The sequence below is a fragment of the Anaerococcus nagyae genome, assembly GCF_040364225.1.
Taxonomy (GTDB): domain Bacteria; phylum Bacillota; class Clostridia; order Tissierellales; family Peptoniphilaceae; genus Anaerococcus; species Anaerococcus nagyae.
Map to the genome: position 1 here is coordinate 560939 of NZ_AP031484.1, position 12920 is coordinate 573858.

General features: G+C 29.3%; 4 protein-coding genes and 1 pseudogene. All 5 read left to right on the top strand.

Annotation, left to right across the window (positions count from 1 at the left end):
- Positions 1-299: 299 nt before the first annotated feature.
- Positions 300-401: pseudogene (locus tag ABXG81_RS02610) on the top strand (type III toxin-antitoxin system ToxN/AbiQ family toxin); the annotation flags it as partial.
- A gap of 354 nt (positions 402-755) precedes the next feature.
- Positions 756-1382: a DUF6088 family protein gene (locus ABXG81_RS02615; protein WP_010248079.1), complete on the top strand. Its 627-nt coding sequence runs from the start codon at positions 756-758 to the stop codon at positions 1380-1382.
- Positions 1354-2367 carry a nucleotidyl transferase AbiEii/AbiGii toxin family protein gene (locus ABXG81_RS02620; protein ID WP_353529044.1) on the top strand — a complete coding sequence of 338 codons (1014 nt, stop codon included), beginning with the start codon at positions 1354-1356 and terminating at the stop codon, positions 2365-2367. Before ABXG81_RS02615 ends, ABXG81_RS02620 begins: the two co-directional genes overlap by 29 nt.
- A 1049-nt stretch (positions 2368-3416) precedes the next feature.
- Complete coding sequence (locus ABXG81_RS02625; RefSeq protein ID WP_353529237.1) at positions 3417-3719, top strand: TnpV protein; 303 nt, start codon at positions 3417-3419, stop codon at positions 3717-3719.
- 1298 nt (positions 3720-5017) lie between these two features.
- A complete protein-coding gene (locus ABXG81_RS02630) occupies positions 5018-12907 on the top strand; it encodes an SNF2-related protein (RefSeq protein ID WP_353529238.1) in 7890 nt (2629 codons plus the stop codon).
- Positions 12908-12920: the final 13 nt, after the last annotated feature.

Here is a 12920-nt window from a genome sequence, read left to right on the forward strand (position 1 = left end):
AAGAAAGGAAGTGATTTTTTGAAGAATTACAGTATTGTGTAAATAATAGGATTAGCGTTTGGGAAATTTATTGATTTGATATTATTAAGAATATTTGCTATACTTTTAATAAATAAAGAAGGTGTCTCGCTACCTATATCCCAAAGGTGAAATATTAAAGTAACGGAGAGGATAAAACCTCTCTGTTTTTTTAGGAGAAAGAAATGGCAGAAAGGATTAAATATGGATTTTACACTGTAAGCCCAGATTAACTTGAATATCTAAATCAAATAGATTCATAAGTTTATTACAATCCATCATATGGAAACAGTATCAAACCATTTTTTGAAGTTATCGTTGGGATAGAGGATTATAATTATTTTATTTCAATTTCTTCTGCAAAGGAAAAATACAAAAGATAGAAGAATGTCTTTGATGAGCATTTTCTGATTTATGAAGTAGTTTACCATGAGAAAAGTAGTTACTAATAAAATGCATTTCGTGCACCCCAAAATATATAATTTTAGGTGCAGGAAGTTTTATAAATGATACAAAAAACAATAAAGCTTAATGGATAAGGAGGTATAGAAAATATATCTTCTTTTTTTATTACTAAAACAAGGAGGGGTAGAATGCCAAGATATGATACAGTAGATTTAAGTAGATCAATATATCTTGCAAAAGAAGAATTTAAAGAAAAGTGCAAAAATTAAATGTCACCCAATTGATTTTTTGCACCCAAAAGTATATAATTTTAGGTGCAGGAGGTATTAGAAATGGAATCAATAAACAAGAAAATAGAAGATATAATGACAAGCAATACAGGAAAAATTTTTTCTATTAATGACTTCTATGGACTGGGGACAAAGAATACAATCAAATCCGTTTTATACCGATTAAATGAAGAAGATAAAATCACAAGACTTATAGATGGATTATATACAAAGCCTAAGTATAGCGAAATCCTTAAAGAATATTCTTATCCAGATGCAAACGCCTTGGCAGAAAAGATAGCCGATAAATTTTCTTGGACCATATCTCCAACAGGAGATACAGCTTTAAATTATACTGGATTATCTACACAAGTTCCAAACGAATATATATATATTTCTGATGGACCATATAGGCAATATGATTACAGAAATAAGAAAATACTATTTAAACACACAAGTAATAGAAACATTACGTCTTATTCAAAAGAACTATCAATTTTAGTTCAAGCAATTAGAGCTTTGGGAAAAGATGGAATAGGGGAAGAAGAACTCAAGAAGTTAGCCGTATTTGCCCAAAATATTAAAGAAGACTTAAAGCGTGATACCTTAAAGCTACCATTTTGGGTACAGGAAATATTAGAGAAAATACAGGAGATTAATAATGAAAAAGCTATTAGAAATATCAAATGAAGAACTTGAATTAGTTATACAAAATACATCAGATAAATTGAATTTGTCAAAGGCAATTGTGGAGAAGGACTTATGGGTCTGTATTATTTTGAAATATCTATTTAGTGATTTTAAATATAGGGATTATATTGTCTTTAAAGGGGGTACAAGTTTATCTAAAGTATATAAATTAATAGAAAGATTTTCAGAGGATATAGATTTTGCTCTTAATTGGCAACTCTTGGGCTATGAAAAGTTAGAGCCTTATGAAGAGAGGAGTAAAACAAAGCAATTAAAATTTAATGATAAACTAAATGAAGATACAAAAAAGTTTATACAAGAAGAATTTTTGCCAACCCTGCAAAAAGATTTTAAAAAATTATTAAAGAACAAGAAATATAATTTTTATATTGATGAAATAGATGGACAAACTATTGCCTTTGATTATCCTAAAAATTATGAAGATAACTCCATACTTCAAGTCATAAGATTAGAAATAGGAAGTTTAACAGAACCGATTCCAGCAAGTAGGAAAAAGATAAAAACCTATATAGAGGAAACTTATCCAGAGATATTTAATGAAAATATAGAAGTTGTATCTGTAAATAGTTTAAGGACTTTTTATGAAAAAATAACTATACTACACAGAGAGGCTAACAGAATAAATGGAAATTATCCTACAAGGTATTCAAGACATTTTTATGATGTATATAAAATGCTACTTACTGACATAAAAGAAGAAAGTTTTTCTCAATTAGAATTATTAAATTCTGTTATTCAATTTAAGAAAAAGTTTTATGCCAGTAATTGGGCGAAATATGATGAGATAATGGAAGGAAGAATAAAGTTAATTCCATCAAAAGAAGGAGTGGAGATTTTTTCCAAAGATTATGATAGTATGAAAAATATGATATTTGGAGAAAAAATACCATTTGAAAAGATAATTAGCGAACTAAAAAAATATGAAGAGAGTTTAAATGAAAAAATAAGGGACAATAAAGCTTAATGGATAAGGAGGTATAGAAAATATATCTTCTTTTTTTATTACTAAAACAAGGAGGGGTAGAATGCCAAGATATGATACAGTAGATTTAAGTAGATCAATATATCTTGTAAAAGAAGAATTTAAGAAAGATATAAAAAAATATGAAGAGTATTTAAAGGTAGTAGGTAACAACTATAAGTATCCATATATACACCAAATATCTATTTACAATATGGATACCAAGGCTACAGCTTGTGCGGAATTTGATTACTGGAAAAGCATAGGCAGGAGTGTCAAAAGAGGAGAAAAAGGAATACCGCTTTTAGATATAGAAAATGGAAAAATAAAATATATCTTTGATATAAGGCAAACGGTAAGCGTTGATCACAACATTTCTGAGGTAAAATTATGGGAATATGATGGCAAAAAACATTTTAATTTATTAGATGAACTAATAGATAAGTTTAAAGAAAAAGACAGCCAGCTTTTATTGAGTCAAGAAGATAAAATAGATGCCTTAGCAGGAAGTTATGTTCGAAGAAAATTTGATGAAATATTAGAAGGTCTATCCGATGAAAGCCTGAAGGCTATTCAAAAGATAGATCTTTTTAATTTACTGAAAGAATCTGTAAAAGTTTCCGTAAGTGAGAGAATGGGAGTTTCCTATGAACTAAAGGAAGAAGATTTGTCTATATTATCTAAAATATCAAGTGTGGACATAGATAAAGCTTTAAATTTTACATCTAATATAAGTAAAAATATTTTAATTGATTTAGGAAGAGAAATAAATAAATTAGAAATTTCAGAGAAAGTTCAAGAAAGAAGAAATTGGGAGCAGACAAAAGATGTAAAGGAGCGTTATAATGAATTAACGGCTAATATAAATAAAGATATAGAAGAAGGAGGCTTAGAAGATGAAAGAGAAAGTAGTATTAGCAGACAAGGAATATCTAGTAGAGGAAGGAATTTACACACCAGTAATCAAGGAGAATCCCTTCGAGATACATGGAGGGACTTACAAGATGGAACTGATGAATCAAGAAGTAGAAGTATTAGTACCAAATATGGAGATGCCGAAAGAAGTGGATATAGGAAAGCTCAATTATTGGGGAAGGATGAGGTTGAACTTTCTCAAGGAAAGCAAGGAAGAAGACTATCAGATAATGTATCTACAGGGGACATTAATGAGTCATCTACTATCCAAGGAAGAAGAGATAGAGGAATTTATCAGTCGAGAAGAAGTCAAGATGATGGAAGCTTGGGGACTGACAGAAGAATTGAAGGAAAAGGACTATCTGAAATATATAGGACTGAAGAAGAATATGGATATGCTCCTACAAGAGATGGGAGAAAGGGAGATTATCCTAGTTTAAAAAATGAACATGAAATTAAAGATATAGGGGAAGTAGAGTCTACTTCCTTTTTTTCTGCCAATAATCAGAAAGAGCAGACCTTTATTACAAGTCCAATAAGCCAAAGAGAAATAGATACATTTTTAATCTATGGAGGGAATAATCAAGATGGTAGATTGCCAGTAATAGCAGAATTTTCTAAGGAGAAGTCCTTGAGAGAACAAGTAAACTTCTTAAAAGAAACATATATAGGAGCTAATGGTTTTGAAATAGATGGAAGAAAAATTTCAGCTTGGTTTGGAGAAAAAGGAGCAATTTTTAAAGAGGGAGATGGAGCAAGAGATAGGGAAGGTCAAATAGTTTCTTGGGAGGATTTAGCTAGTAATATTAATGATTTATTAGACAGAGGAGAATTTGCTACTAATGTAGAATTAATAGAAAGTTCGTCTTATGAAATAGAAAAAATAGCAGAAAAACTATGGTATTTAAAAGAAGATTTTTCTGATGAAATAAAAGATAGTTATCTTAAAAGTCTAAGTGAAATAAAAGAAAAAAACTTCCAAGAAAAAACAGAAAATTTATGTAGAAAACTAAAAGATAAGAATTTTAGAAGTGAATTAAGAAAAGAATATGAAATATTTTTGGAAGAATACAAGAGTAATCCTAATATTTTACGATTTAATCACCATAAAGTAGATAGAATTTATCAGAATCTTAGAGACTTAGAAATAGAAAGAAAAGTATACCAGTCAAGTTTGACCGATATTGAATCTATCTATAGTTTTATTACAAAAGATGAAATAGATGAGAATTTACGAAAAGGTAGTGGATTTTCCGATGGGAAAAAACGAATATATGACTTTTTTAGGGAAGAACATACTTTAAAAGAAAAGGCAGATTTTCTAAAAAATGAATATGGAATAGGTGGTTCTTCTCATGCCCTATCAGGAGCAATGGAAAGTGGAGAATGGCACGATGCAAAGGGAATAAAATATAGTAAGGGAAATGCTGAAGAAGTTAAGTTATCTTGGTCTGATGTTGCAAAAAGAATTAATGACCTTATTAAAGAAAATAAGTATATAGAAGAAAGTATTGAAGAGGATAGGGAGAAAAAAGTTGATCATGATATAAATTATGTAAAAGATATAAAAGATATAAAAGAAGAAAGTCAAGAGTCTATAGATTATCAAGATGATCTACCTCCTACAGATAGTGAGGTTTATACAGAAAAGATAAATAATATTTCCACCTACTACTATAAAGGGCAATCTGTAGCAAGTATTGGAGAAAATGGAAGACTTGTAATTTATGATGACTTTATGCCAAACTCTTTAAAAGAGGACTTATACTCATTAGCTTATGAAAAACAATTAGATTCATACTTAGACCATTTAGAAGATGGAATTGTTCTTGAGGGAATAGAGGACACATTTTATATTAAAGATAAGGAAGAGATAGAAGGAAAAGAATATTATCTTTTAGAAAGTCAAAGTCAATATGATGACATTCCAAATATCATAGTAAATTCCGATAGGGAAATTATAGACGATGATATAGTAAATGGTTTTGAAGAGTTTAGGGAATTTTACATTAGTAAAGATAAAATAGACTTTAATCAAGATAATCTTATAGATAATGAAGAAGATTATTGGATAGTTGAATTTAATGAAAGTTCAAGTCTGATAGAAAAAAATTATGAAGGTCAAAGACTAACTAAGGAACTATTAGATGAAATAAAGGAAGTAGATGAAAAGATAAGACTTCAAAATAAGACATTTGAAGAAGATAAATATCCACAGATGAGTGATGAATGGGTAGGATATTCCAAATTCTATTTCAATCATATAGTAGATGGGAAAAAGGTTGATTATTATAGGATAGACATAGGTGATGGAAATGAGGCTAATCAAAGGGGCTTCGATTTTCTTTATGAACAAATAGGAAAAAATCAGAAAGAACTTAATCAGGCTAGTGAAGAAAGTAAGATAGATGAAAAAATACTTTCTATAAATCAAATTGAAGATAGACTTTTTAATGTATTAGTTAAGGATAAAGATTTAGAAAAAGAAATTATAAAAGCAAGAGAAAATTTAGGGAATGATACCCTAGCAAGTTTTAATTCTGTATTTCAAAGAGAATATGCAAAAATAATGAGAGAAGTTTCCCATAAACAGGACAATCTTCCAGATGATATGAAGTCTATAGAAAGCGTTAAAAAATTAAGTATTAGAACCCAAAATAGATATAGAGAATATTTAGATAATTTATTTAAGAATTATGTAGAAGCTGATAAGAATATGGACTCTATAAAAATAGGGGACATAGTTAAAACAGAAGATAATAAGTATTTAAAAATAAAAAATCTTTCTAATGGATATGATGAGAATGGCAATCCAATCACTTATTATTCCTATGATGCCTATTTTGATAAGGACTTAAAACTATTTTCACATTCTTTTAAAGAAAGTAATTTAAAAGTAGTAGAAATACTAAGAGATAGTCCAGAAGAAGAATTAGCAAAAGAGATTTTAGAAGATAAAATAGCAGTAAAAGTAGGTTACTATTATGCTCTAGTAGATAGAGAGAAAACAAAGGATATAGAATTAGAAGAAACAGGAAGTAGAGTTTATCCAAGAGAGGACAATCCTCAAGGGAAGGTATATACCTTATATAAGGGTAAATCCTTTGAAGAAAGCAGAAAAGTAGATAGCTTATTTGATGAAATGGCTATCAAAATGAAAGATGTAAATCTTAGAAATTTAAATGATGTCTTTACATTGGAAAGGGAAGGCTTATTTGAAATATCTGATGATGAAGTAACAAAATTTAAAGAAGGTTATGACATAGATATAAAAAGTTTTGGTCAGCAATTTCCAGATTACTATGATGATATATATGTACTAAATAAAAATCTTGAAATTAATGGGGCTTATCAGAATCTTGCCTATATAAATAGAGAAAATGAAATTACTTTTAATGTGGATCTATCTCAAGAAGAAAAAACACAAATTGAAGAAATAAGAAATAAAAAGGAAGTCATATCTAAGCTAATAGAAAAGGATACTAAAGAAAAAAATGAGTACTACTTTGATCCTCAAAATGAAGAATATTTACTTTTATCAAAGAAAGTAGAAGATGGATTATTAAAAATTCCAGATAGTATTAAAGACACCATAAAGGGAAAAGAAGGCTTTGAGGTTGAGTTAGTTTTAGATACAAAGAAAAAATCCCTTAAACAAAATCTGCGATACAATGGATATATTTTGAATACTAATTCAGCTATAAAATATAAAAGCTATAAGGACTTATTAAATAGTGTCCCTTATTTATTGGATGATAGACACAGGGAGGTACTTCTAGAGGGATATTTAAATCAGCAATTAGAAAAGGAAAAAGAAGAAAAGTCTTTTACAGAAGGCATTAATGTTAGATACCAAGGTAGAGAATATACCATATCTAACATTAATGATAAGACAAATCCTAAAACTATAGAATTAGAAGATAATACAGGACTAATGAATGGTTTTATTACAGGAAATGAAACAATTCTTTTTAATGATTATAATGACCTTGATTTAGAAGTTATAGGAAATAAAGAAGTAGAAAATATAGAATCAGTAAAGCAAATTAGCTTTGGAGACTTTGCGAGAGATCTTAAAGAAGAAAAAGCCGATAAGAAACTTAAAAGCAAATATAAGTTGGAAGAACAACAATCTATTCAAGAAAAAGAGATAGAGGAAGTTTCCCTAGAAAACTATAAAATCTTAAATGAAGAAGAAAACTTAGCGCCTTCTCAAAGGCTAAAGAATAATATAGAAGCTATTAAACTTTTAAAGAATCTAGAAAGAGAAAATAGATTTGCAAAAAAGGTAGAACAGGAAATTTTAGAAAGGTATGTAGGCTGGGGAGGACTTTCTGATGTATTTGATGAAGAAAAGGAAGGTCAGTGGCTTGATGCGAGAAATTTCTTAAAAGAAAATTTAACTGGTGAAGAATATAATAGAGCAAGAGAATCTACCTTAACAGCTTTTTATACGCCGAAAGTAGTTATAGACTCTATATATGAAACTCTTTCTAATTTTGGATTTAGAAAAGGTAACATCTTAGAACCAAGTGCTGGGACAGGAAGATTTATAGGAAATCTACCTGAAGAAATGAATGAGTCAAAATTTTATGGAGTAGAGTTAGATAGTATTAGTGGTAAAATTGCTAAACACTTATATCCTAATGCTAATATACAAGTTAAAGGCTTTGAAGATACAAATTTTTCCAATAATTTATTTGATGTTGCCATAGGAAATATTCCTTTTGGAGAATTTAAAGTAGCAGATCGTGAGTATGAAAGAAATAACTTTCTTATTCACGATTATTTTTTTGCTAAATCATTAGATAAAGTTCGTGATGGAGGGATTATCGCATTTATTACATCATCGGGAACAATGGATAAAAAGAGTGAAGACGTTAGAAGATATATATCTGAAAGAGCAGAATTTTTAGGAGCTATAAGATTACCAAATACTACTTTTAAAAGACAAGCAGGTACAGAAGTAACCTCGGATATAATTTTCTTAAAAAAGAGAGATAGACTTCTAAAGATAGATGAAGATTGGGTTAAGTTAGATAAAGATGAAAAAGGATTAAGTTACAATAAATACTTTGTTGATAATCCAGACATGGTAATAGGGACTATGGAAGAAATATCATCAAGATTTGGAACAAGTCTTTCCTGTATAGAAAGAGAAGATATTTCCTTAGAAGAAGGATTAAAATTAGCAATAAAGAATATTAAAGGAAAATATGAAGAGGTTCAAATGGATGAAGACCTGGGAGAGAAACTAGTACCTGCCGATGATAGGGTTAAAAATTATTCATTTGCCATGGTAGATGATGAAATATATTTTAGAGAAAATTCTATTATGCAAAAAGTATCCTTAAATGAAAAGGATAAGGGCAAGGTGGAAGAGTATTTAAAATTAAATGCAAGTCTGAGAAATGTAATCACTTTTCAAAAGGAAGATTACTTAGATGAAGAGATAAAAAAAGAACAAGAAAAACTAAATAGCCTATATGATGAATTTTCAAAGAAATATGGGAGATTAAATTCAAAAGATAGTAAAAAGTTATTTAGAGAAGATGCCAATTTTTCCTTGATTTCAACCTTGGAAAAATTAGATAAAGAAGGAAACTTTATAGGGAAATCTGATATATTCACAAAAAGAACCATAAAAAAAGCTGTAGTTATAGATCATACGGATAAGTCGATAGATGCTCTTGTACTATCTATTAGTCAAAAAGGAAAAGTTAACTTTGATTATATGGAAGAATTAACAGGCAAATCGAGAGATAAATTAATAGAAGAGTTAAAGGGAGAAATATTTTTAAATCTAGATTCATTTGAACCTAGTGATATAAATCCATTTAAGTCCGCTAAGGATTTAGGAGATTTTTCAAGATCTTATGTAAGTGCTGATGAATATTTATCAGGAAATATAAGAGAAAAAATAGAAGTGCTAGATTCCTATATTAAAAATATTGAAAAAGAGCTAGAAAAGAAAGAAAATTTAGCAGATAGAGAGTTATTAGAAAAGGAATTAAAAGAGTTACACTTTCAAAAAACAAAGCTAATGGAAGTTGTGCCTAAAGAACTTGATGCAAGTGAAATTACAGTTCGAATGGGTGCAACATGGATACCAGAAGAAGATTACAAAAAATTTATGTTTGACTTATTAAAAACGCCAGGCTCTGCAAGATGGGATATTGATATTAAATATTCTGACTTTACGGGAGAATTTAGAGTTGAAGGTAAAAGCAGTGATAGGGACAATGCTCTTGCCATCTATACCTATGGCACAAATAGAGTAAACGCCTATAAATTAATAGAAGATATTTTAAACCTGAGGGATACAAAAGTATTTGATCAAATAGAAGATGGTGACGGAAAGAAAAAATCTGTTTTAAATCAAAAAGAAACAATGCTTGCAAGAAGTAAGCAAGAAATAATAAAAGAAGAATTTAAGAACTGGATATTTGATGATGTAGAAAGAAGAAATAGGTTGGTAAAAGACTATAACGAAAGATTTAATTCCATAAGATTAAGGGAGTATGATGGCTCTAATCTTACTTTTGAAGGAATGAATCCTGAAATTGAACTTAGAGTTCATCAAAAAGATGCCATAGCAAGAGGTTTATTTGGTGGAAATACTTTACTTGCCCACGAAGTAGGAGCAGGAAAGACCTTTGAAATGATAGGTATAGCCATGGAGTCAAAAAGACTTGGTATGAGCAATAAGTCGATGTTTGTTGTTCCCAACCATATAGTAGAGCAGTTTGGAAGAGAATTTAATGAACTTTATCCAGGAGCTAATGTATTATGTGCAACAGAAAAAGATTTTACACCAGATAGGAGAAAAAGATTTTGCAGTCGTATTGCAACAGGAGATTATGATGCAGTTATTATAGGGCATTCTCAGTTTGAAAAAATTTCAATATCAAAAGAAAGACAAGGATATGAATTACAAAGTCAAATTGATGAAATTATTGACTATATAGATGAGTATAAAAGGGAAAGAGATCAAAGATTTACTGTAAAGCAATTAGAAAAGACAAAGAAAAAGTTAGAGACAAAGTTAGAAAAACTAAGTGCCGACTATAAAAAAGACGATGTAGTAACTTTCGAAGAATTGGGAATTGATAAGTTATTTGTAGATGAAGCTCACGCTTATAAGAACCTATATCTTTATTCTAAAATGAGAAATGTAGCAGGTATTACTTCTACAGATTCACAAAAGTCAAGCGATATGCTTATGAAATGTCGCTATATGGATGAAATAACTAATAACAAAGGTCTAGTATTTGCTACTGGAACACCTGTAAGTAATAGCATGGCTGAACTTTATACTATGCAGAGATATTTACAATATGATGAATTAAAAAAGATGAAGTTACAACATTTTGATTCTTGGGCTTCTACTTTTGGAGAAACTATAACAGCTATTGAACTTAATCCAGAAGGAAATGGCTATCGAAGTAAAACGAGATTTGCTAAGTTTTATAATCTACCGGAACTTATGAATACAATAAAAGGATTTATGGATATTAAGACAGCAGATGTATTAAACTTACCGACTCCTGAAGCCTGCTATGAAACTATAAAGACAAAGCCTACAGAAGAACAGAAGAAAATACTTGAAACTTTTTCAGAAAGAGCAGATAAAGTTCGTAATAAACAAGTTGATTCTAGTGTAGATAATATGTTACTAATTACAAATGATGGAAAGAAAATGGCTTTAGATCAAAGATTAATAAATGCTCTACTTCCAGATGATCCAAACAGTAAGGTAAATACTTGCATCAAAAATGTATTTAGTATTTGGGAAAAATATGAGGATAAAAAATCGGCACAACTAATCTTTTGTGATATGTCTACTCCAAGTAATGAGTTTAACATTTATGATGACATTAAACAAAAACTTATGAATTTAGGAGTGCCTGAAAAAGAGATAGAATTTATCCATAATGCAAAAAATAATAGGGAAAAAGATGCAATATTTGATAAAGTGAGAAAAGGAGAAATACGAATATTACTTGGCTCTACTCAAAAGATGGGAGCAGGTACTAATGCTCAAGATAAATTAATCGCTATCCATGATCTTGATATACCATGGAGACCTGCCGACCTTTCTCAAAGGGCAGGTAGAATCGTAAGACAAGGAAATGAAAATAAAAAAGTTTATATTTTTAGATATATAACAGAAAACACTTTCGATGCTTATCTTTTTCAAACTTTAGAAAACAAACAAAAATATATTTCTCAAATTATGACTTCAAAAACGCCAGTAAGAGTAGCAGAAGATGTAGATGAGGCGACTTTAAATTATGCAGAGATTAAGGCGCTTGCAACGAGTAATCCTCTAATCAAAGAAAAGATGGACCTTGATGTAGAGGTTTCTAAACTTAAAATGTTAGAATCAAACTTTAAATCTAATCTTTATAAGATGGAAGATAAGGTAGTAAAGTTTTATCCAAAAGAAATAGATAGATTAAAGGGAAAAATAGAGGACATAAGAGAAGATATTAAGAATACTGAACCTTATAGGGAAGTAAGTAAAAATACAAAAGAAGAAAATAAATTTACCTCCCTAACCATTGATGAAAAGAAGTATACGGATAAGAAAATTGCAGGGGAGTTTTTGTTGAATAAAATTAAGGGACTGAAAATTAATGGAGAAATGGATAAAGAAGGAATAAAAGTAGGGAAGTATAGAAACTTTGATCTATCTATAAAATATGATTCTTTTTTCAATAAGTATAACTTTATTTTGAAAGGAAAAGAAGATTATACGGGAGAGTTTGGAACAGATGGACTAGGCAATATTACAAGAATGGATAATATACTAGATAAATTACCAGAAAGACTAGAAGATAATATATCTAAACTAAAAGATACAGAAGAACAATTCCAAATAGCAAAACTAGAAGTACAAAAGACATTTCCACAAGCTGAGCTTTTGAAAGATAAGTCTCTAAGGCTTTCAGAAGTAAATAATCTTTTGGATATGGGAGATAGTGAAGATATACAACAAGACAATCCATTGCTTGAAGAAGTAAAGGAAGAATTAATTAATTTCTTGAATAGAGAATATGAAGAAGATAACAAAGTAGAAGATTTTGATAACCTATTTCCTGATTTAAATGAAATAAGAATAGCTTATACAACTACACCAGATGAAAAACATGAGATACAAATTAGTTTAGATTTGGAAAATTATAAAATGAATACCTATGTAGACAATACTTTAATTGACAGCTTTCAGTACACCTATGATCCTTTGGACGCAAGTGATTTGGAAGAGTTAATACAAATAAAGACGGATATTGGCTTTTGGGATTTTAGTGAGCTTGTAGCAGTTGATGAAAAAAAGTTAAAGGAAATTCTTGGACTTGAAATAGATGATGAAGGTAATTTTTATGATCCATTAAATTTAGACTTGGATAATGATGGGATTCCTGATAGATATGATAATGACTTTAAAGATTCTGATTATTTTGAATCTACTTATGATGTTGAAGATAATTTTCATGCTAAAGAAGAAAAGGAATCTATTATAGATAAGTTACAGGAATATAAGAATAACTTAGAAGAAGACAATAACATAAAAGAAGACAATAACATAAAAGAAATAAACAACTGTGAGCCTTATGGTAGATAAATATTTAAGTAAT